The sequence below is a fragment of the Kribbella qitaiheensis genome, assembly GCF_014217565.1.
Taxonomy (GTDB): Bacteria; Actinomycetota; Actinomycetes; order Propionibacteriales; family Kribbellaceae; genus Kribbella; species Kribbella qitaiheensis_A.
The window spans coordinates 4,214,609-4,235,455 of record NZ_CP043661.1 but is presented as its reverse complement, the minus strand read 5'-3'; the positions used below and the strand labels follow the sequence as shown (position 1 = coordinate 4,235,455).

23 protein-coding genes are annotated in these 20,847 nt (G+C 67.9%); 13 read left to right on the top strand and 10 right to left on the bottom strand.

Annotation, left to right across the window (positions count from 1 at the left end):
• Position 1: 1 nt before the first annotated feature.
• Positions 2 to 517 carry a M23 family metallopeptidase gene (locus F1D05_RS38975; RefSeq protein ID WP_206685770.1) on the bottom strand — a complete coding sequence of 172 codons (516 nt, stop codon included), beginning with the start codon at positions 515 to 517 and terminating at the stop codon, positions 2 to 4.
• Positions 518 to 533: 16 nt separating this feature from the next.
• Positions 534 to 695 (bottom strand): hypothetical protein, encoded by a 162-nt coding sequence (locus F1D05_RS38970; RefSeq protein WP_206685769.1) that lies wholly within the window; start codon positions 693 to 695, stop codon positions 534 to 536.
• Between the two features lie 273 nt (positions 696 to 968).
• On the opposite strand from F1D05_RS38970, the gene F1D05_RS19905 reads away from it, so the two are divergent.
• Together F1D05_RS19905 and F1D05_RS19900 are read left to right on the top strand one after the other, a co-directional pair.
• Positions 969 to 2,735: a histidinol-phosphatase gene (locus tag F1D05_RS19905; protein WP_185441699.1), complete on the top strand. Its 1,767-nt coding sequence runs from the start codon at positions 969 to 971 to the stop codon at positions 2,733 to 2,735.
• Positions 2,693 to 3,316, top strand: a complete 624-nt coding sequence (locus tag F1D05_RS19900) for a hypothetical protein (RefSeq protein WP_246485787.1) — start codon at positions 2,693 to 2,695, stop codon at positions 3,314 to 3,316. Before F1D05_RS19905 ends, F1D05_RS19900 begins: the two co-directional genes overlap by 43 nt.
• On the opposite strand, the gene F1D05_RS19895 is transcribed toward F1D05_RS19900, so the two are convergent.
• Positions 3,310 to 5,565 (bottom strand): HelD family protein, encoded by a 2,256-nt coding sequence (locus F1D05_RS19895; protein WP_246485786.1) that lies wholly within the window; start codon positions 5,563 to 5,565, stop codon positions 3,310 to 3,312. The genes F1D05_RS19900 and F1D05_RS19895 overlap by 7 nt on opposite strands.
• Positions 5,566 to 5,731: 166 nt before the next feature.
• On the opposite strand from F1D05_RS19895, the gene F1D05_RS19890 reads away from it, so the two are divergent.
• The 3 genes from F1D05_RS19890 to F1D05_RS19880 all read left to right on the top strand — a co-directional run bounded on the left by F1D05_RS19890 (position 5,732) and on the right by F1D05_RS19880 (position 8,753).
• Complete coding sequence (locus tag F1D05_RS19890) at positions 5,732 to 7,063, top strand: M4 family metallopeptidase (RefSeq protein WP_185441698.1); 1,332 nt, start codon at positions 5,732 to 5,734, stop codon at positions 7,061 to 7,063.
• Positions 7,064 to 7,097: 34 nt separating this feature from the next.
• The gene (locus F1D05_RS19885) at positions 7,098 to 7,631 is read left to right on the top strand and encodes an NADPH-dependent FMN reductase (protein ID WP_185441697.1); all 534 of its coding nucleotides are present in this window, start codon (positions 7,098 to 7,100) and stop codon (positions 7,629 to 7,631) included.
• Between the two features lie 102 nt (positions 7,632 to 7,733).
• Positions 7,734 to 8,753, top strand: a complete 1,020-nt coding sequence (locus F1D05_RS19880; protein ID WP_246485785.1) for an LLM class flavin-dependent oxidoreductase — start codon at positions 7,734 to 7,736, stop codon at positions 8,751 to 8,753.
• A gap of 762 nt (positions 8,754 to 9,515) precedes the next feature.
• Here the strand turns inward: F1D05_RS19880 and F1D05_RS43060 are convergent.
• From F1D05_RS43060 to F1D05_RS19865, 3 genes are all read right to left on the bottom strand, one after another.
• On the bottom strand, positions 9,516 to 9,767 hold the full coding sequence (locus F1D05_RS43060) for a nuclear transport factor 2 family protein (RefSeq protein WP_428995033.1): 252 nt from the start codon (positions 9,765 to 9,767) through the stop codon (positions 9,516 to 9,518).
• Between the two features lie 327 nt (positions 9,768 to 10,094).
• Positions 10,095 to 10,889 carry a class I SAM-dependent methyltransferase gene (locus F1D05_RS19870; protein ID WP_185441695.1) on the bottom strand — a complete coding sequence of 265 codons (795 nt, stop codon included), beginning with the start codon at positions 10,887 to 10,889 and terminating at the stop codon, positions 10,095 to 10,097.
• 439 nt (positions 10,890 to 11,328) lie between these two features.
• Positions 11,329 to 11,826, bottom strand: a complete 498-nt coding sequence (locus F1D05_RS19865; RefSeq protein WP_185441694.1) for an Lrp/AsnC family transcriptional regulator — start codon at positions 11,824 to 11,826, stop codon at positions 11,329 to 11,331.
• A gap of 126 nt (positions 11,827 to 11,952) precedes the next feature.
• Here F1D05_RS19865 and F1D05_RS19860 point away from each other — a divergent pair, with 126 nt between their 5' ends.
• Positions 11,953 to 13,110: a trans-sulfuration enzyme family protein gene (locus tag F1D05_RS19860; RefSeq protein WP_185441693.1), complete on the top strand. Its 1,158-nt coding sequence runs from the start codon at positions 11,953 to 11,955 to the stop codon at positions 13,108 to 13,110.
• Positions 13,111 to 13,137: 27 nt separating this feature from the next.
• On the opposite strand, the gene F1D05_RS19855 is transcribed toward F1D05_RS19860, so the two are convergent.
• The gene (locus tag F1D05_RS19855) at positions 13,138 to 13,713 is read right to left on the bottom strand and encodes a ClpP family protease (protein ID WP_185441692.1); all 576 of its coding nucleotides are present in this window, start codon (positions 13,711 to 13,713) and stop codon (positions 13,138 to 13,140) included.
• 123 nt (positions 13,714 to 13,836) lie between these two features.
• Here F1D05_RS19855 and F1D05_RS19850 point away from each other — a divergent pair, with 123 nt between their 5' ends.
• The 3 genes from F1D05_RS19850 to F1D05_RS19840 are packed head-to-tail and all read left to right on the top strand — an operon-like array spanning position 13,837 to position 15,633.
• Complete coding sequence (locus F1D05_RS19850; protein WP_185441691.1) at positions 13,837 to 14,196, top strand: helix-turn-helix domain-containing protein; 360 nt, start codon at positions 13,837 to 13,839, stop codon at positions 14,194 to 14,196.
• Positions 14,197 to 15,219, top strand: coding sequence for a pyridoxal-phosphate dependent enzyme (locus F1D05_RS19845; protein ID WP_185441690.1), 1,023 nt, complete (start codon positions 14,197 to 14,199; stop codon positions 15,217 to 15,219).
• Between the two features lie 24 nt (positions 15,220 to 15,243).
• The gene (locus F1D05_RS19840; protein WP_185449257.1) at positions 15,244 to 15,633 is read left to right on the top strand and encodes a GNAT family N-acetyltransferase; all 390 of its coding nucleotides are present in this window, start codon (positions 15,244 to 15,246) and stop codon (positions 15,631 to 15,633) included.
• 7 nt (positions 15,634 to 15,640) lie between these two features.
• Here F1D05_RS19840 and F1D05_RS19835 read toward each other — a convergent pair whose 3' ends face one another.
• On the bottom strand, positions 15,641 to 16,375 hold the full coding sequence (locus F1D05_RS19835; protein WP_185441689.1) for a type 1 glutamine amidotransferase domain-containing protein: 735 nt from the start codon (positions 16,373 to 16,375) through the stop codon (positions 15,641 to 15,643).
• A 109-nt stretch (positions 16,376 to 16,484) separates the two neighbouring features.
• Here F1D05_RS19835 and F1D05_RS19830 point away from each other — a divergent pair, with 109 nt between their 5' ends.
• Entirely contained in the window at positions 16,485 to 17,108 is a 624-nt protein-coding gene (locus tag F1D05_RS19830; protein ID WP_206685768.1) for a TetR-like C-terminal domain-containing protein, read from the top strand.
• Between the two features lie 6 nt (positions 17,109 to 17,114).
• Here F1D05_RS19830 and F1D05_RS19825 read toward each other — a convergent pair whose 3' ends face one another.
• Entirely contained in the window at positions 17,115 to 17,849 is a 735-nt protein-coding gene (locus F1D05_RS19825) for a hypothetical protein (protein WP_343066481.1), read from the bottom strand.
• 249 nt (positions 17,850 to 18,098) lie between these two features.
• Here F1D05_RS19825 and F1D05_RS19820 point away from each other — a divergent pair, with 249 nt between their 5' ends.
• The 3 genes from F1D05_RS19820 (at position 18,099) to F1D05_RS40480 (ending at position 19,954) form a co-directional block, all read left to right on the top strand.
• Entirely contained in the window at positions 18,099 to 18,665 is a 567-nt protein-coding gene (locus tag F1D05_RS19820) for a DUF4865 family protein (RefSeq protein ID WP_206686374.1), read from the top strand.
• Between the two features lie 109 nt (positions 18,666 to 18,774).
• A complete protein-coding gene (locus tag F1D05_RS40485; protein ID WP_246485783.1) occupies positions 18,775 to 19,284 on the top strand; it encodes an MFS transporter in 510 nt (169 codons plus the stop codon).
• Entirely contained in the window at positions 19,247 to 19,954 is a 708-nt protein-coding gene (locus tag F1D05_RS40480; protein WP_246485782.1) for a hypothetical protein, read from the top strand. Before F1D05_RS40485 ends, F1D05_RS40480 begins: the two co-directional genes overlap by 38 nt.
• On the opposite strand, the gene F1D05_RS19810 is transcribed toward F1D05_RS40480, so the two are convergent.
• The gene (locus tag F1D05_RS19810) at positions 19,940 to 20,752 is read right to left on the bottom strand and encodes a hypothetical protein (RefSeq protein ID WP_185441687.1); all 813 of its coding nucleotides are present in this window, start codon (positions 20,750 to 20,752) and stop codon (positions 19,940 to 19,942) included. The genes F1D05_RS40480 and F1D05_RS19810 overlap by 15 nt on opposite strands.
• Positions 20,753 to 20,847 lie beyond the last annotated feature (95 nt).

Below are 20,847 nucleotides of genomic sequence, written 5' to 3'. Positions count from 1 at the left end.
ATCAGCAGTAGGAGCGGCAGCCGCGGTCGACGCCGTACGCCCGTTTGGCGCGGGCCACCGCGGCGACTGGCGAGACCACCTTGCCTTGATGCCACGCGGTCAAGAAGACCTGTGGTGCCACAGCGCCCCGACGGATCCACCAGTTGCCGGCAGAGGTGGGCCAGCTGATGGCGAAATGCAGGTGCGCCGGGGTGAAGCGAGCGCTGCCGGTCTTGCCAGTCAGTCCGAGGAGCTGTCCCGCCCGGACCTGCACCCCTGGTGCGATTCCCGCTCCGATCGCGGACAGGTGCGACCCGTAGTACCGGACGCCGTCGACGCCGACCACCGACACGGCCAGGCCGCCGCGATCACGGCCGACATTGGTCTTCGGATCCCAGAGATCGACCCGGGTCACCTCGTCCACCCGGCCGTCCACGGGCGAGACGAACTGGCAGCCGACCTTGGTGAAGATGTCAGATGCCGGGTAGTCGTGATGACTCTGCGATGCCGAAGCACGGCAGGCGCCGACCGGGAACACATACGGAACCTTTGCCTTAGGCAATGGATGGACCGGTGAGGGCGTCGGTACTGAAGGGATCGCGACCGTCAGTGAGGTTGTCGGCGTCGCCGGTGAATCCGGTCTGGTCGAGGCATCCGGTGAAGACGCGCCACAGGCCGACAAGGTGAATACGGCGGACACCGCCAGGACCGCCCATCCGGACCACCTCACCGTGCCTTCCTGACAGGCCGGGTGACAGAGCGTGGTCGTTCGCCGAGGGCAGCCATCGCGGCCATTGAATCCTCGTCGCTCTCCGTTGTCCACCTCCAGGGGGATCCCCAGCGTTCGGGAGTGAGCAAGCAAATGCGACATCGTCGCAAACAAGGGGTTCCGGGGCAAGCAGCGGCTCGATTGGTTCACCGGAACAACACCTGGTTGTCACCACGAAGGGCGATGATCCCGCCGGATCCACCATCCGAGAGGAAACACGATGGGACACTCCCACGACGGTCATACCCACGACCACGAGCACGGCGCCGGTCACGGACACGGGCATGGGCACGACCACGATCATCACCACCCGAACACCGAGCTGGACGCCGCGACGATTGCCGCGCTGGACGAGTCGATCCCGGACAGCGACCTCTCACCGACCGAGGTCTCCCGTCGTACGCTGCTCCGCTCGGCCGGCATTCTCGGCGGTACCGCTGCCCTTGCCGTCTCCGGCGTAGGCGCAGCAGCCGCCGCTGCCGCTCCGAAGGGTGACTCGATCCTCTTCAAGCACGGCAACAAGCCGCAGGTCTGGCTCGCCGGCGACCACCACATCCACACCCAGCTGAGCTCCGACGGCCTGTACCGGGTGATCGACCAGGCCCGGCACGCGGCCGCGTTCGGTCTCGACTGGCTGGTCATCACCGACCACGGCGGTGCCACCCACGCCCGGATCGGCGTGGAGCTGGTCAACCCGCAGATCAAGGCGGCCCGGACCGAGCTGAAGAACACGCTGATCTTCCAGGGCCTGGAGTGGAACATCCCGGCCGCCGAGCACGGCACCGTCTTCGTCGCCCCCGGGTCGCGGGAGGTCGAAGTACTGAAGCAGTTCGAGAACAGCTACGACGGCAGTGTGAACAATGCGAGTTCGAACTCGCCGGCCAACGAGCAGCTCGCGCTGGACGGGATCCAGTGGCTCGGTCAGCAGGTGGACCGCCGCCGCGTCCAGGACGCGCTGTTCCTGGCGAATCACCCGGCCCGCAACGGCGTCGACAGCCCGCATGAGATTCGTAACTGGCGCGATGCCAACCCGCGGATCGCCATCGGCTTCGAGGGTGCGCCCGGTCACCAGGCCGGCGGCCTCCCGAAGGGCATCGGTGCCGCCGGCGCCCGGGGCCTGTACGGCAACGCGCCGAGCGCGAACTCGTTCCCTGGCTACCCGGCCGAGAGTTACCGCACCTGGGGCGGATTCGACTGGATGACCGCGACGGTGGGCGGTCTGTGGGACAGCCTGCTCGCCGAGGGCAAGCCGTGGTGGGTCAGCGCGAACTCCGACTCGCACGTGAACTGGAACGAGACCTCGCGTCGCCCTGACGGCTCGGACCAGGCGCAGTTCGACCGCGACGGCCGCTACATGGACCCGGTCTACGGCAACACTGTGAACCCGCTCGCCACCGACTTCTGGCCCGGCTTCTACAGCCGCACCCATGTCGGCGCCGAGCGACGCGACTACCTTTCGGTGATGGAGGGACTGCGCAGCGGACGGATGTGGGTCGACCACGGCATGCTCGCCAAGGGCGTCGAGGTCGAGGTCCGCGAGGTCGGGCGCAAGCACAGCGAACCGCTCGGTGGCGCGCTGGTCGTACGCCGTGGCCGTCCGGTCGAGCTGGTCGTCCGGATCACCACCCAGACGATGCCGAACTGGGCCAACTTCGTCCCGCTCCTCAACCGGGTAGACGTCATCCGTGGTGCCGTGAAGGGTGCGGTCGGCGACCGTGACACCTTCAAGGCTCCCGACACCAAGGTCGTCCGGCAGTGGGACACGTCCGGCAAGCGTGGCACCTTCGAGCTGACCCTGCCGCTCGGCAAGGCGGAGGAGCCGTACTACGTCCGCGTCCGCGGCTCCGACGGCAACCGCAGCCAGCCGGGCTATCTCGGTGCAGCGATCGACCCGCAAGGCCCTGCGCTCGACGTGGTCGGCGACGCGGACCCGTGGACGGACCTGTGGTTCTACACGAACCCGATCTGGGTCCTGCCGAGCAAGTGATCATCGCCGTCGACGCGGACAGCCGCGACACCGTCGAAGCCGAGCATCTCCTGCACGAGTTGCTCGGCTCGATGGCCGGTTCGGTCGTCGCCTGCACCCACGTAGTAGCCGCCGGCGACCGCCCCCACCTCGCCATCTCGGTCACCGTCCCACCGGACTCACCCGACGGCTTGGCCGCTCGGGTGCGGGCCTGGTCGGTGGAGCGGTCGGCCGGTGCGGCCATCACCCGACCTGGCGCCTCCGAGCCGGAGCTGTCCGGTCCCAGCCGACTCGTCCGTGGCGCCTACGCCGCCGCGGTCGAAAGCGCCCTCGGTACCTCGGGCCGGCTGGTCCGGTTTCCCGGCGCGGAGCACGCCACCGGCGTGTTGACCGCCGCGGAGCTCCGGGACCGCTGCGGCATCGACCAGGTGGAAGCCCTCGGCGGACTCCCGGTCGAGGACGACACCTTGATCGACACCCTCGACTTCATCCGCCCGATCCGCCGCGACGGCCAGGTGGTCCTCTTGGTCCAACCGGCGGCCGGCGGCGTCCTCATCCCCTTCGAGGTCGAACACCAGCAGAAATGCTGCGCCGATCACTGACCCCGGACATCCCAGCCGTCCGCGTTCCGTAGTACGGGCGGGAGCGGGCCGATGACGCCGAGGCGCTGGGTGCAGCGGGTCAGGGCGACGTAGAGATCGCGCAGGCCGCGCGGGGACTCGAGCATGATGCCGTCCGGGTCGACCACCAGGACGGAGTCGAACTCGAGCCCCTTCGCGCCGGCCACGGTCAGTACGGTGATGTCGGGATGTTCGCCGATCGCCTCCTGGACCAGCTCCAGCCGGGACCGGGAGGTGATCACGCCGACCTGCCCGTGGTGCACCTCCTCGCGTGCCACCTTCCCGACGTACTGCGCCTGATCCGTCGGCCCGACCTCTTCGTACCAAGGCCGTACGCCGGTCGAGCGCACCGACTCCGGCGCCTTCGCGGTCGGATCGACCTCGGCCAGCACGTGCGCCGCGAGGTCCATCACCTCGGCCGGGGTGCGGTAGTTGACGGTGAGCTCCGCCAGCCGCCAGCGATCCCCGAAGGTGGGTGCGAGCGCCCGCTGCCAACTCGTCCCACCACCGGCGGCACCGGTCTGCGCGACATCGCCGACCAGTGTCATCGACCGCAACGGGCACCGCCGGCCGATCGCGCGCCACGCCATCGGGGACAACTCCTGCGCCTCGTCCACGATCACGTGCCCGTACGTCCAGCGCCGATCGGCCGCGGCGCGATCGGCCAAGGTGCGATCGTCGTCCGCCTCGTACCGCTCGGCGAAAGCCTCCGCGTCGAGAATGTCCTTAGCGGTAAGGACTTCCGCCTCGTCCTCATCGTCGTAGTCGGTCGAGCCAGAGCCGGACAGGACGTCCAGAGACCCTTGTGCGTAAGCGATTGCGCGAGCTCGCTCGGCCTTGCGACGAGCGGCATCGTTGTCGTCCTCACCGAGCAGCTCGGCGGCCTCGTCGAGCAACGGGACGTCGGCCGGGCTCCAGTCGTCGCCGTACCGGAGCAGGTGTTCGCGGTCGAGCGCGCTGAGCTGCGGCGCCGACGAAGCGAGCCGCTTCTCGTCACCGAACAGGTCGACCAGGAGAGCCTGTGGGCTGAGCAGCGGCCAGAGACGATCGAGCAGGTCGCGGATCGCGGGCTCGGCGAGGACCTCCTTGCGGAGTTCGGCCAGGTCGTACTCGTCGAGCAGGTTCTCGCCGTCGAGCGGGTCGGTGCCGATGATGTCGGCGTACTGGTTGGTCAGGTTGTCGACGATGTCCTTCAGGAAGAACGGCCGGGCCTGGTTGTGCGTCGTGCGGCGGGCCCGGGCGCTGCCGCGGGCGTCCTGGACGACGGCGGGATCCAGTCGCAGTACGGTCCGGTCGACGGTGACCTCGATCGGCCCGGACGGCATCCATTGCCGGTCCGCGACCGCCTTCGTGATCACCTCGGCCATCACGGCGCGGCCCTTCACCTCGGTGACCTCGGCGGGCTCGGGGCGGGTCGCGGTCAGGCCCGGGTACAGCTCGGCGAGGGTGACGAGGCGGACCCCGTCCTCGCCGAGTGACGGCAGCACCTGGCCGATGAACTTCAGGAACGTCGGATTTGGCCCGACGACGAGAATTCCGCGCTTTTCCAGTTGAGCCCGATGCGTGTACAGCAGAAATGCGGCCCGGTGCAGGGCAATCGCGGTCTTGCCGGTGCCCGGACCGCCCTGGACCACCAGGATGCCGGCCAGGTCGGACCGGATGATCCCGTCCTGGTCGGCCTGGATCGTCCGCACGATCGACTCCATCGTGCCGGTCCGCCGGGCGTTCAGCGCGCCGAGCAGGATCTGCTCGCCGACCACGCCGCGGCCGGGCTGCGACCGGCCGGGCGCGGACCGGTCGAGGTCCAGTTGCTCGTCCTGTACGTCGAGCACCTGGCGGAGCCGGGTCTGGATGTGCCGGCGACGGACCACGCCGTGGTTCTGGATCGCGGTGGCGATGTAGAACGGCCTGGCCGCAGGCGCGCGCCAGTCGGTGAGCAGCGGTTCGTAGGTCTCGTCGTGAAGGCTGAGCCGGCCGATGTGCAGGACCTCGCCGTCGGCGTCGTCGAGCCGGCCGAAGCAGAGTCCCTCCTCGGCGGCGTTCAGTCGGGAGAGCCTCGCGTTGAGGTCACGGACCCGTCCGTCGCGCTGGTGCAGGGCTTGCCGGTTCCGCGTGCCGGCCACCTGTTCATCGGCCTGGCGGCGCTCGGTCAACTCGCGCTCGTGGTCGAGCGTCGCGTAGAAAGCCGTCAGGTGAACCTGTTCATCTTGGACCGGATTCAGCAATTCCAAACCCCTTGTGGTAAAATGCAGGCGTTTCAGTCTTTCCTGAAAATTATGGCCTCGGCCGTAGGCTCCCAGATCAATTCTTCGGATTCTCTGGTAGCAGCCACAAATACGAAAGTTTAACGCATTTCGCCCTTTGCTGGGCAGCCCGAAAAGGGCACCATCTGTGGGCATGAGGGTCCATCACATCGTGCCGCCGTACCTGCTCGCGCACCTTGAGCGAACCGCGCCCGACCCGAACCTGCGGGCTCGTTACCGCCAGTCCTTGCAGAACGACGCAGAGTTCCGGGCCAGGCCCGGAACCGCTACTTCCGCTACTGCTTCCGAAGGTTCGGGCGGTTTGCGGCGGCAAGTCCATGATGCCGAGCACGAGACGTCGTTGCCAGGGGCCTTGGTCCGGGCCGAGGGCGCGGATGCCGTTGCCGATGCCATTGCCGATGCCACGGTCAACCAGGCGTACGACGGGACCGGCGCGACCTGGACGATGTACAAGGAGTGCTTCGAGCGGGACTCGATCGACGGCGCCGGGCTCCCGCTGATCTCGACGGTGCACTACGACCGCGACTACGCGAACGCCTTCTGGGACGGCAGCCAGCTGATCTTCGGCGACGGTGACGGCGAGATCTTCGGCGATTTCACCAAATCGATCGAGGTCACCGGGCACGAGTTGACGCACGGCGTCACGCAGTACACGGCGAACCTCGCGTACGAAGGACAGTCGGGCGCGCTGAACGAGTCGATCTCGGACGTGTTCGGCTCGCTGGCGAAACAGCATCACCTCGGTCAGGCCGCCGCCGACGCGGACTGGCTGATCGGGGCCGGCATCTTCCAGCCCGGCGTGCAAGGCGTCGCACTTCGGTCGATGGCAGCACCCGGTACCGCGTACGACGACCCGCGGCTCGGCAAGGATCCGCAGCCGTCGCACATGTCGGCGTACGTGGAGACCACCGAGGACAGCGGCGGTGTGCACCTCAACTCGGGCATCCCCAACTACGCGTTCTACCTGGTCGCGACGGAATTGGGCGGCAACGCCTGGTCCGAAGCGGGCCGCATCTGGTACGCCACCCTCACCTCGGGCACCCTCCCCGAAACAGCCGACTTCACCACCTTCGCCGAAGCAACCCAATCAGCCGCCACCACCTTGTTCGGCGCAGACTCCCGCCAACTAACAGCAGTAACCACCGCCTGGAACCAGGTAGGAGTCCTCACCACCTCACCCGCCGACTCACCCGCGGATCCCGCCGAGCCACCGGCCGATTCACCCGCAGGCCCCGCCGTCTCACCCTCTCCCGCCGCGGACCCCGCCGCACCGCCGCCCCCGGCGGAGCCGGGCGAGCGGTCGAGTGGGGACGAGACGGGCGGCGAGGGGCATGCCAGTAGTGCTGAGTCCGCTGACCTGATGCGTGCTGCCAACACGACCCTCGCGCCCAACACCCCGCCTGCCCCGCCCGAGCCGACCGCCACCCCCGACTCACCGCAAGGCGAACCACCAGCCAAGGATTGACCTCAAGTCTTGTTGAGGTAATAGCGTCCGCCGGGTGACCGTTCATCCGCTCGTCGTGGCCCTCGTGGTGCGCTCGACCGAGCCCGGGCGGTTCGGGACGGCCGCGACCGCGTGGTTCGCGCGGCAGGTGGAGCGGCGGGACGACTTCAAGCTCGACCTCATCGATCTCGCGGTCACTCCACCGGATTCGCTCGCGGACCGGATCGCGGCTGCCGACTCGGCGGTGATCGTCAGCCCGGAGTACAACCATTCCTACCCCGGCGAACTGAAGATCGCGATCGACTCCGTCCGCCGCCCCTGGTACGCGAAGCCGGTCGCCTTCATCGTGTACGGCGGTCGCTCAGGCGGCCTCCGAGCAGCTGAGCAACTCCGCCTGGTCTTCGCCGAACTCCATGCGGTGCCGATCCGCGAAACCCTCAGCTTCCACCAGGTCCCCAGCTGCTTCACGAACGAAGGCGAGCCAGTCGAGCCTGGCACGACGAACGCGGCAACCACCCTGCTCGACCGCCTCGCCTGGTGGGCCCGCGCCCTCCGCGACGCCCGCGCCACCACGCCGTACCCCGTCTGACCCCCGGCCGTTACGTCCGAAGAAGCGGAGGGACGTGTACTCCACTTCTTCGGACGCAACGGGCGAGGAATAGGCGGCGCTGGAGGTGGGTTGGCTTTGGACGTGAGCCCTGAACCGATGCCCCTGTCCGTGCTCGACCTTTCGCCGGTGCCGACCGGGACGCGGCCGTCCCAGGCGCTGCACGAAACTTTGGAGCTCGCCCGTACGACGGAAGCGGCGGGGTATCACCGCTTCTGGCTCGCCGAGCACCACAACATCCCGAGTGTCGTGAGCTCGAGCCCCGAGGTGATGATCGCGGCCGTTGCCGCCGTCACCTCCACGATTCGGGTCGGCTCGGGCGGCATCATGCTGCCGAACCACTCCCCGCTGAAGGTCGCCGAATGGTTCCGCGTCCTCGGCGGTCTGTACCCGGACCGGATCGACCTCGGCCTCGGCCGCGCGCCCGGCACCGACCAGCGCACCGCGCTCGCGCTGCGCCGCGGCCGGGAGGCGCTCGGCGCCGACGACTTCACCGAGCAGTACGCCGAACTTCGCGCGTATGCCGAGGGCTTCCCGGCCGGGCATCCGTTCGCCCCGATCTCCGCGCAGCCCGACGACATCCCGCTGCCGCCGGTGTGGATCCTCGGCTCCAGCACGTACGGCGGTCAGGCGGCCGCCATCCTCGGCACCGGTTTCGCGTACGCCGGGCACTTCGGCACCCTCGACCCGGCCGGGGTCATCTCGTCGTACAAGAACGCCTTCCAGCCGTCGGCAGAGCAGGTCGAGCCGCACGCGATCCTCGCCCTCGCCGCGATCGTCGCCGAGACCGAGGAGCGCGCCCAGGAACTCGCACTGGCGAATGCGCTCTCCATGCTCCGGCTTCGCTCCGGCCGCCCTGGCCCGCTCCCATCACCCGAAGAAGCCGCGGCGTACCCGTGGTCCGAAGGCGAACGCGCCGCCGTCGAGGAATGGACCGGCCTCGTCTCAGTCGGCACTCCCGACCAGGTCGCCGCTGACCTCGGCCGTCGCGCCAACAAGGCCGGCGCAGACGAGCTCATCATCACCACGTCGATCCACGACCCAGCCGAACGCCGCCACTCCTACACGCTGCTCGCAAACGCCTGGGACCTGAAACCCCGCTAGAACCGAAGCCCCGCTAGAACCTTGAGGTCTCGATAGTGTCCTGCTTCTGGAGTTCGCTGGGCGAGTTGGTCTCGGGGATTTTGTCTTGTGATGCGTTGGTGGTGGCGGCTTCGGCTGCGTGGCAGTAGTACTTTCGCCCGCCCGAATCGGGTGGAAGTTCGTCTCGCCGTCGGGGCAGGGGCACCCGGGGGCCTGATGGGGTTGGTCAAGTCGCGCGGAGCGTGATTGGGCGAGGTCGGCCGGCTCCGAGAGCTGGCTCCGAGGGCTGTGGGCGTCCGGGAAGCCACGTTGCCTGCGGTATGGACGTCTTTGTGCACCGGCTCAGCGTCCCCGGGCCGATCGCTTGCTCAGGCCGTGCACAAAGCGCGGAACGCCCGCGTCGGTGGCCGGCCTCTGTGCATCCAGTGGCATGTTCCCGGGAGCGGGGTACTCAGCCGGTGCACAAAGACGCCCGTACTTGGGGGCAACGGGGGTGGCTGCCACCGGTGCGGCCTCGGACACCGTCCGGGGGGGGCCGGGGTCTGGGAATGCCTCGTCCCGCGCCCGGGCATGGTGTCCGGACCGCCGACGCCCTGTCGCGGACCCCCGGCGTGGTGTCCAGACCCCCGAGTTCACTCGACCGGGCCGGGGATCTGTCCCCTTCCCGGCGGGCACCGTCGAGGGTGGGAATCGGGGCACCGACTGTGACCGCTCTGCTGTTGGTAATCGCTTCCCGATGGCATGCTGGTTCCACTCGATGAAGTGAACGCCGCGAAACGAGACTTATCCAGCGAACTTCAGACGCAGGACACTACAACATGGTGTTTTGTTGGCCGAGGTCTCGAGGTTGTCCTGGATGACATCCGAGTGCTCGACGACCTTGCCGTTCTCCAGACGGAAGTGGTCCGCGAGCGCCTGCCCCGGCTTGCCTGGCTCAAGCACGAGGTGCGAGTGCGTGACCACCAGATCGCCCTCGCCGATCACGCGCTTGATGTCGAGGTGCAGCTCCGGATACTCGCCCCGCAACCAGTGCACGAACCCGGCAAATGCTTCCGCTCCGTCCTGCGCCTGCGGATTGGCCACAACTTCCTCAGCTGGCTGCAACCTGCTGCGCCGCACCGCGTTCTCCTCCGGTATGACGACCTCGCGCGCGATCCCCACGCGTCGGTCGACCGCACGCTCACCAGCCTCCTTCCAGGTCTGCGTCCACTCGCGAGCGCCACCATCCCCACCTTCGACGAGCTACATCAGACCGACCCCGGCTTCTTCCGTCGCGGCCAGACCGGCGCCCACCGCGACGAACTACCGCCGGCTCTCCACGACCAGTTCTGGTCCAAGCCCGACAACACCGAGGTGATGCGGCTACTCGGCGACCCGCGATAGCTGTGGCCGGGATGCCTTGATCACGTAGTACGCCGGGAGGTTGGCCGCGACGCCACCGGCACCGGCGTACAAGGCAGGCGCACCGCCCTCGGAGAAGGCCTCCAGCCGGAGTCCGGCGCCGATGAAGGCCATCACCACATCGCTCACCGGCCAGATGAACGCCGAGAACGGTGGTGGGCTCTCGGCGCCACGCGCTCCCAACGGTCGCTTCGCATCGTCGGTCTCACCCCGCGGAGTGTGCCGGCCGAAGTAGTCGCCGACCACGCCGAACTCGTTGTCACCGCGAACGGCCAGCACCTCCCAGACCGGATGATGGTCGACCATCAGCACGGAGCCGCCCGGCCGCAACCGGTCGGCGACGATGGCTGCGAACTGCGCCAGGTCCGGCACCCAGCAGATCGCGCCCGCGCTGAAGTAGATGAGATCGAATTCCCTGAGCTCGACCGGCAACTCGAACATGTCGGCCTGCAGGAACTCGGCCTCGATGCCGGCCTCAGCAGCCTTCCGCCGGGCGACGTCGATCGCCACGTCCGAGATGTCGACCCCGACGGCGTTCGCGCCGAGGTTGGCCCAGGACAGCACCTGGTCGCCGGAGGAGCAGGCGAGTTGGAGCACACGCCTGCCGCGAACGTCCCCTGCCAGTTCCTGCTCGAAGTCGTCCAACGCGAGGCCGCCGCCAGCGAAGAACTCGGCCGGATCGCCCGGCCGCTGGGGTGCGATCTGGTTCCAGCTCGTGCGGTTGGCCTCGGTGATGATGCGGACCGAATCGGACATCAGGCCTCCTTTCCTGTCGTCTGGAATGTATCCAGTTCGGCTCAGGAGGTCGCCGGGTTTTCCACAGGCCCAGCCGCAAGGCTTGTCAGTACAGGCGATTGCGGCTCGCTCAAGACGCCTGAACGCGGCCCACCTCCCGATCATTCGCCCCTTTTAGCGCTCCGAGCCCACTGCCCAGCTGCTTAGGGACGCCAGCTGCCCTCGCCGGGGTACTCCGCTCCCCACTCGCCTTCCCACCCACATCGGCGGCGTGGTTGCGGACGGTGGTGGGGGTTGGGGAGAGGTGGCTTCGGATGAGGGTGAAAAGGGGGCGAATGAATGGAACGGTGGTGAGGGGCTGTCTGGCTGGGCGAGAGGCTGCTGCTGCCGGCCATCGGGCAGGGCAAGCCAGGCGTGACCTTGACAGCGGAATGGCTGCCTTGACCCACCGGGCTCGGTCCTAGCCGGGGATGCCGCGGAGGTGTTCGAAGATGAGGCTGGTTTCGGCGTGGATGACGGCCGGGTCCGCGGTGAGGTGGTCGAGGACGAAGTCGCGCAAGGCGTCGGGGGTGGCGGCCGCGACGTGCAGTAGGTAATCGTTCGCGCCGCTCACGTGGTAGAGCGCCAGTACGCCGGGGAGCCGCGGCGCCTTCGCGCGGAAGCGGTCGATCTCGTCTCGGGAGTGAGCGCCGATCCGGATCGCCACCATCGCCTGCAGCGGCAGCCCGAGCGCGCCCAGGTCCACGTCGGCGTGGAAGCCGCGGATGACGCCCCGGTCGCGGAGCGCGCGGACCCGGATCAGGCAGGTCGACGGCGCGATCCCGGTCGCCTCGGCCAGCGCGTTGTTCGGCATCCGCCCGTCGGCGGTCAGCAGCCGGACCAGCTCCTGATCGACCTCGTCGAGCGCTGCCGGTACCGGCCGGGGGGCCGGTCCGGGCGTCCGGCGATCCTTCGGCATGACCCCACTGTAAGTCCCCTCCACAGAATCCACAGCGTGTGGACAAGCCTGTGGACGAATTTTCTTCGGAACTGTTGCGCGAAATCTGCACAAGATTCCATCCTCGGGTCAACCGAGGAGGCTCCGATGACCCGACTGGACACCCGTTCCGTACACGCCGGCCGCGACGACCTGACCGCACTGGGCGTGCACGTCCCACCCATCGACCTGTCCACCACCTACCCGCTCCCGGGCGTCGAGGCCGGTGGCGCGTCGTACGACGAACTGGCGCTCGGCAACGGCCCGGACGGCGGCAGCCTCGTCTACCAGCGGCTGTGGAATCCCACCGTCGCCCGCCTGGAGGAGGCGCTCGCCGAGCTCGAACACTGCGATGGCGCCGTCGCCTTCGGCAGCGGCATGGCCGCGCTCTCGGCCTGCCTGCTCGCGACTGTGGCGGCGGGGAAGCCGCACGTGGTTGCTGTCCGCCCCTTGTACGGCGGCTCGGACCACCTGTTGTCCACAGGCCTGCTCGGTACGACGGTCAGCTGGGCGACCCCGAGCGGTGTCGCTGACGCCGTACGGCCGGACACCGGACTGGTGCTGGTGGAGACCCCGGCGAACCCGACCGTGGAGCTGGTGGATATCGCGCAGGTGGTCCGCCAGGCCGGCTCGGAGATCCCGGTGCTTGTGGACAACACCTTCGCGACCCCCGTGCTTCAACAGCCTGTGGATCATGGCGCGACCCTGGTGTTGCACTCAGCAACGAAGTACCTCGGCGGGCACGGAGACGTGATGGGCGGACTCGTCGCCGGGCCGAACGAGTGGGTCGCGCGGCTACGGCAAGTGCGGGCGGTGACTGGCGGCCTGCTGCACCCGCTGGCAGCATACGAGCTGCACAGGGGATTGCAGACCCTGCCGGTGCGCGTCCGGGCGCAGCAGTCGGTGGCGTCGAAGGTGGCGGGGTGGCTGACTGACCACCCGGCTGTGGACAACGTGTTCTACCCGGGACTGCCCGAGTGCGACCCGCTAGGGCTCGTCGGGCGGCAGCAGGCCGGGCCGGGTGCGGTACTGGCTTTCACTACGAAGGACGCGGCGCGCGTGGCGGCGTCGGTGCGGTTGATCACCCACGCGGTGTCCCTGGGTGGAGTGGACACGCTCATCCAGCACCCGGCGGGCCTGACACATCGCCTGGTGGCGGCCGAGGCCAGACCGGATCAGGACCTGCTGCGCCTCAGCGTCGGGCTGGAGGACGCGGAAGACCTGATCACCGACCTGGCTCAGGCGCTCGACGGACAGACTGACTGACCGCACCCGGGCGTACGGCGTACAGGCTCAGCCGACGGGGACCGGGTTGGTCAGGACCTTGTCGATGATCCCGTAGTCCAGCGCCTCGTCGGCGGTGAACCAGCGGTCGCGATCGAAGTCGGCCTCGATCCGGTCCAGCGGCTGGCCGGTCCGTTGGCTGATCAGCTTGGCCAGGTCCTTTTTCGCCAGGATCGCCTGCTCGGCCTGGGTCTTGATGTCGGTCGCCGTACCGCCGATGCCGCCGAGCGGCTGGTGCATCATGATCCGCGCGTGCGGCAGCGAGTAGCGCTTGCCGGGTGCGCCGCAGGCCAGCAGGACCTGTCCCATCGACGCGACCAGGCCCATCGCGTACGTCGCGACGTCGTTGCTGATGAAGCTCATCGTGTCGTAGATCGCCAGTCCGGCCGAGACCGAGCCGCCCGGTGAGTTGATGTAGAGCGAGATGTCCGCCTTCGGGTCCTCTGCGTTCAGCAGCAGCAGCTGGGCGCAGAGGGCGTTCGCGTTCTCGTCCTTGAGCTCGTCGCCGAGCACCAGGATCCGCTGCCAGAGCAGCCGCTGGTAGATGTGGTTGTCGAGGGCATTCGGAAGCTTCGTCTCGCTCATGTTCTCCAGCCTGACCCCGGTCCGTCCGGTAGTCCCGGGAATCTGCCCGTGGCAGATCTGCCCACCGCAGACCCGGCCGGGGTGGCACACTCGGTACAGGACACACGACCAGGAGGACCAGACGTGTTGCTACGCCAGGTGATCGGGAACGTCTTCCGCCGGCTGCGGCGCGAGCGGGGCATCACCCTGCGCGAGCTGGCCGAACAGGCCCAGGTATCGGTGCCGTATCTCTCCGAGATCGAGCGCGGCCGCAAGGAGCCCTCGTCGGAGATCCTGGCGGCCATCTGCCGCGCTCTCGACCTGGAGCTTGCCGACCTGCTGCACGAGGTCCAGTACGACCTGGCCACGGTCGCCCGTACTGCGCTGCCGATCCGCCTGCAGACCGCAGCCATTCAGGTGCGCGAGTCCCAGTCGGTCCGGGTCGCCTCCTCGGGTCCCGCGGCTTACTCCACCTCGTCGCAGGCGTTCGCACTGGTCGCCTAGGTGCTCTGGCACCACAACCCGGCCGGGCGGGACTGGCGATGTTCAGCCGCGCCGACCGAAGTACTGGCGTTCCATCGAGGGCTGGCTGACTACGCCCCGACGCCGTTGCGCGAGGTGCCGTCTCTGGCGGCGGAGCTCGGGGTCGGTCGTCTCTTGGTGAAGGACGAGTCCCAGCGACTCGGACTGGGAGCCTTCAAGGCGCTCGGGGCCTGGTGGGCGATCCACTGCGCGGTCCAGGAGCACACCGGATCTCTGGAGCTTGTTACTGCCACTGACGGCAACCACGGTCGCGCGGTTGCTCGGATGGCGGCCATGCTCGGTCTGCCGGCGCATGTGTTCGTGCCGGACGTGATCAGTGAACGCGCTGTCGATGCCATTCGTGCAGAAGGCGCGACCGTCACGGTCGTGCCTAAGTCGTACGACGCTGCGGTGGCTGCTGCGGCCTCGGTGGCGACAGGGAACCGAGTGCTTATCCAGGACGCGGCCTGGCCCGGGTACGAGGTCGTGCCGCAGCGCATCGTCGACGGCTACTCCACCCTGTTCCGGGAGATCGTGGTGGAGCCGGATCTGGTCGTCGTGCCGATGGGAGTGGGCTCTGTTGCGCAAGCGGCGGTGACGCATTACCGAAGCTGCGCGGCTGCACCCGTAGTACTGGGTGTTGAGCCAGAGCGTGCCGCGTGCATCAGCGCGAGCCTGGAGGCGGACGAGCTCGTCTCGGTCAGTACGGGCACCACAGTCATGGCCGGGCTCAACTGCGGTACGCCGTCGACCCTCGCTTGGCCAGTACTGCGAGCAGGGCTGAGCGCAGCCGTCACGGTCGAGGAGGACGAAGCGTTGAGCGCCGAGCGGGACCTCGGTGCTGCAGGGATCTCCTCGGGCGCCAGCGGGGCCGCCACCTTGGCAGGACTCCGTGCCGCTCTGGCTGCTGGTCACCGTGAAGAGCTGGGACTGACCGAGGACAGCACGGTCGTCCTGATCAGCACCGAGGCCTCGCCTGAATTCGGTCGACACTCAGCGACCTGACCAGGCAGGCTCTCGAGCGTGGAGATGAGAGTGCGCTTCCCGGTCGATGACCATGCCTTGTCAACGCTGCACGCGCTCGCCTTCGAGTCACCGGTCGAAGTCCAGCCCTGGGCAGCTCGCTTGGAGCGGCACGCCCTCACCTGGGTCGGTGCCTTCAGCAATGATCGGCTGGTCGGCTTCGTCCAGGTCTGCTGGGACGGCGGCGCGCACGCCTTCGTGCTCGACACCGCAGTGCACCCGCAGTACGGACGACAGGGCATCGGCCAGCAGCTAGTGCAGACCGCCGCCGCGGAGGCATCGGCAGCGGGCTGCGAGTGGCTACACGTCGACTACGAACCACACCTCACCAACTTCTACTCAAGAGCCTGCGGCTTCTCACCCACCAACGCAGGTCTACTCAAGCTGCGAGCTTGATCGCCGCTCACCGTCCCAGCGCCTCGATGACGAGGCGAGCCGCGGCCGCGCCGGAGTTCTGTTGCTGGCCGGTGATCAAGTTGCCGTCACGGACCGCGTGCGGCTTGAATCTGCCGTGCACGATGAAGTTCGTCCGGTCGAGCTTCCTGGCCTCGTCCTCGATCCAGAAGGGCTGGATCTTCTGATTGACGAACTCGTCGGCGAACTCTTCTTCGGAGTTGGCGAATCCGGTCCAGGTCCGGCCGGCCACGACCAGGTCGCCGTCCGGGGTGGTCGCGTCGAGCAGGACGCAGGTGGCGTGGCAGACGACGGCGGTGATCTTGCCGGCGGCAACGAATTCGCCGACCAGGTCCTTGACCCGCCGGTCGGTGCGGAAGGTGTACATCGGAGCCTGGCCGCCGACCAGGAAGACAGCGTCGTAATCCTGTGGGCGGAGGGCCGCCAGCGAGGGGGTCTTCTCGACCAACTGCGCGTGCTTCGGGCTGGCGATGAAGCCACGGCTGATGAGGTCCTCGGCGGAGTAGCCGGACTCGTCCCTCGGGTCGGAATAGCTGTCTGCCTGCAGGGCGCCGCCATCGGGGCTGGCGATCGTCACCTCGTAGCCGGCAGCGGTGAACTCGAAGTACGGATGGGTCAGCTCCGCCCACCAGAATCCGATCGGCCAGCCGGTCTGGGCGGACGTACTCGGGTTGGACGCGAGCAGCAGAACCTTCTTGGCGGCTCGGGGTTGATCAGTGCTCATGAACAGCTGCCTCACTCTAATAACGTTACAAGCATGTCTCGTAACGTTATTAAGGTAACCCGCGGAGGGTTGTAGAGGCAATACGGGTCTGTCACGTAATGTGTCTTGGGTGATCACGACCCCCGGACCAGCGGGCGCCGGGCGGCCCCGGGACACCGCCATCGACGTGGCGGTTCTCGAGGCAGCGCTCTGCGAACTCGCGAGGAACGGTATGGCCGGGCTCTCCCTGGCGGCCGTGGCCTCGGCCGCCGGCACTACCCGGCCCGCGATCTATCGGCGGTGGAAGGACAAGACCGCCCTGGTCGTCGACGCCGTCGCTCACTTGGCCGAGGTCGCGCCGCCGACTGTGACGGGGGAGGCTTTGACCGATCTCGTTGCGGAGCTGGAGCACTTCCGGCAGTGCATCAGCGAAGCCTCGGCGCTGCCGCTTGCGGGGCTCATGCTCGGAGACGGTGTCGATCAGGTGGTTCGCGAGCAGTACGCGCAGAAGATCGTCGCGCCTCGTCGACGGAGGCTCAAGGCGTGCTTGGCCGCAGCGGTCGAGCAGGGCGACCTGCCCGATGACGCCGACTTCACCATCGCGACCTCGTTTCTCACCGGCTCCTGGTACGCGTTCGCGCTCGCCGAGACGGAGCCGCCCGCGAACTGGGCGAGCAGAACCGGGGATCTGGTCTGGCGCGCGCTGGGCGGAGACCCTGCTGAGGTGAGGTCGCGTACTCGGAGCGGGCGCTGAACGCGGTCAGGAGGCGGTGATCGCAGTTAGCCGTTCTGTCGAGATGCAGGAGATCAGGCATCGTTCCTTGGCGTCGCCGAGGAGGTCGGCGGTCCAGCGGGTGAAGCCGCCGTCGCCCACTTCTGCTCCGGCTTGGGCGATGCCGAGCGCGGTACCGGAGTAGTAGTTCGAACCCTTCATCCGGTCCGGATCCTCCATCAGGTCCACCTTCAGTGCAGGGCGCACGGTGTCGTCGATGCGCTCCCGTACTGCGGTTGGCGCGAGCGTGGTGAAGGTCAGCTGCGCCTGCTCGCCGAGTATGTCCGCCCAGAAACCGAGGTGGTCGAGGAGCATCTCGGCCTCGGCCCGGCCGGAGCCGGTGTCCCGGGTGCTCGACACCAAGGCGAACAGCTGGAAGTGCGCGAACATCCCGGGTGCGTCTACCGCCTGGGCCCGCACCACCCGCTGGCACGCGGCTAGATCTACCCGCGCGGCGCCTGCCTTCCGGCGTACGGCGGCTTCGATCGCCAGCTCGTTCGTAGGGTCACTCGCCACCTCCGTACCGCGGTTGGTCGTGACCACCTTGTTCTGGTCGACCGTGGCGATGGCGGAGCAGGTTCCGAGCGGGGCCAGCGGGGACAACTCCACGCCGGCGAACCTGTCCGGCAGCCGGTCCCAGAGCATCGCCTGGGTCTTCACCAGCTGCCGGGGATCGACGGTCGTCGGGCGGACGAACCGGTCCTCGCGCCAGCGCTGCATCACGCGGGCCCGGCGACACCTTCGCAGCCCGGGCCCGGCTGACATCGAGCAGCGCGCTCTGCAGGTCGGACGGGCTCAGACCATCGATGAAGGCCTCGCGGCTTCCCGCCGGTAGCCGGCTCCAGATCCGCTCGCTGACGTCGCTCATCACCCAAGCTTGGCCGGAATCTGCCGGCCGCGCCTGCCAATTAAAATTCTGTACCTACTAGTATGTATGGCGACACCTGACGAGAAGGAGTGGCCGTGTACGCGATGCAGTACGAGATCAATCTGCCGACCGACTACGACATGGGGATCATCCGGCGGCGGGTGGAGACGCTGGGGGACCGCACCGACGACTTCGACGGTCTGGGCATCAAGGCCTACCTGGTGCAGGACCAGGCGAACGGCGCGATCGTGAACCAGTACGCGCCGTTCTACCTGTGGAACGATCCGGCGGGGATGAGCCGGTTCCTGTGGGGCGGCGGCTTCTTCACCGGCATCTGCAAGTCTTTCGGACGTCCTGCCGTTCAGCATTGGACGGGAGTCGACGTCCGGCCGGGAGTGGCTGTGGATCAGCCGGCGTTGGCTGCGACCAAGCATGTGCAGCTGCTGCCGCCCGACGTCGATCCGGCGGATCCGGTCGCGGCCGCCGTCGAGGTGCTGACGAAGACCGCCGCGCTGGACGGTGTCCACAGCTCGGCGATCGCGGTGGATCCGAGCCGCTGGGAGCTGGTGCACTTCACCTTGTGGAGTGGTGAGCCGGGGATCGTCCCCGGGACTCGTTACCAGGTTCTGCACTTGTCCACACCCGGCACAAAAGCCCTGTTGGGTGGCTGACTTCACGGATACCTTTTAAGACATGAGATATCCGAGCCCGCATCTTTGATTCAGTGACCGCCTAACGGTCCGCATCGTCGCCTACGCGGCGCTGCAGGACTTCATCCCGTTGTATCCGCTGTACCAGTTGCTGTTCACGGATCACGGGTTGTCGACATCGCAGGTGTCGACGCTGTTCATCATCTGGTCGACGACCGCGTTCCTTCTCGAGGTGCCCTCGGGTGCCTGGGCGGACGTGTTCTCGCGCCGCAAACTGCTGATGCTCGGTTCAGCGCTGAGTGGCCTCGGCTACGCCAGCTGGATCCTGCTGCCCACGTACGCCGGGTTCGCGCTGGGTTTCATCCTCTGGGGTATCAGCTCCGCGCTGATCTCCGGGACCTTCGAAGCCCTCGTGTACGACGAGTTGGCCGCACGGGGGACTGCCCACAAGTACGCGGGGCTGATCGGTCGCGCCAAGGCGGCCCGCGCTGGTCCTGAACTTGGCTGCTACCGCATTGGCGGCTCCGCTGTTCCAGCTCGGTGGCTACTCGTTGGTGGGCGCGATCAGCGTGCTCAGTTGTTTCGCGCACCTACTGGTCGCGATGTCCCTGCCCGAGGCGGCTGCTGTCGCCACGGTTGACGAAACGGAGGAGGTGGAGCCTGGCGGCAGACACAGTGCCCTCGGGCGGTACCGGTTGATGCTGGTCACGGGACTGGCCGAAGTCGGGAGCAGCCGGACGGTTCGCAAGGCTGTTGCGCTGGTCGCGTTGCTGGGTGGATTCCTGGCGTTCGACGAGTACTTCCCCGTGCTGGCCAGGGAGGTTGGTGCGTCGACAACCCTCGTGCCACTGCTGATCGCCGGCACGGTTGCCGCGCAGGCGATAGCCGGTGCACTCGCGGGAGTGGCGTACAAGCTGCGTGCGTCGATCTTCGCGATCGGGCTGGCGGCTACGGCCGTGCTGATCGCCTGGGGATCGCTCAGTGGGACGGCGCTCGGGTTCGTGCCGATCGCGATCGGCTACGGGGTGATGCACTTGGTCATCATCGTGTCCGAGGCGCGGTTGCAGGACGCCATCACCGGGCCTGCCCGGGCGACGGTGATCTCGGTGTCGGGATTGTTCGCCGAGGTGTTCGCGGTGGCCGTTTATGCGGGCTTCGCGGTCGGATCGGTCTGGTTCACGCTTCCGGTCCTGGTCGCGGGTCTGACCGTGCCGGTGCTGCTGACCGCGTTCCTGACTCCTTTCGCGCTGCCGGCTCCTGCGGCTGAGGTTGTGGAGGACGGGGAGAGGTTGGAGTCAGAGCGCGAGTAGGCCGGTCAGGGAGTGCGCCATCCGTTCGACGAAGCGGGAGCGGGTGGCGTCGTCGGTGAGTTCGAGAGACAGGAAGGGGTTGAGGTCCTCCAGTTCGACGAGGAGGAGTTCGCCGGCCGCGGTGCGGCAGGCATCCACGCGCTGGATGCCGTGGTCGATCGTGTTCCAGTCGACGAACTGCTGGGCGAACGCCCGGTCCTCGTCGGTGGGTTCGTAGCGTTCGAGTTCCCAGCGCTTGGCCGGATCCGGCGCGTACAAGGCGTACTGGAGATCCCGGTCGATGAAGTAGAAGGACACCTCGTAGCGGAAGTCGATCAAGGGCTGGGCCAGTTGGCCCTCCAGACAAAGGTGGGTGAGCTCGTCGCGGGAGACCCGGAGAAGTCCGATCGAGTCGGAGCCCAGCTTCGGCTTGACGACATAGCTGCTTGCCTCGGGCAATGATGCCGGATCGGTGCCGGTGGTCGGGATCACCGGGTAGCCGATCTCGCACAGGTCGACCAGGTACTGCTTGCCGATCATGTCGGCCTTGCCGGTCAGCTGGGTGAAGACCCGTGTATCGCGGGTGATCGCGGCCGCGCGGAACTCGTCGTACTCCGCCTGCTGGTGGATGACCGGACCGCTGTTGCGGACGACGACGGCGTCGAAGCCGTCCATCAGGGCGGCGGCGTCGAGCGGATGGCAGAGCGCGAGATCGAAGTGCTCGCGGAGTTGGCGCGTGAGGTACGTGTCCTCGTCGCCGTACCGACGGCCCTTGGCCGGGTAGGTGAGGTCGGTCACGTACAGGATCTTGGCGCGCATATGAAGCCTCCGGGGTCGGTGGATGGCGGGCGTGCCGACGGCGTGCTGTGGTCGGCGATCGGGTGGCGCCCGGCCAGGTCACCCCGGACGCGAGG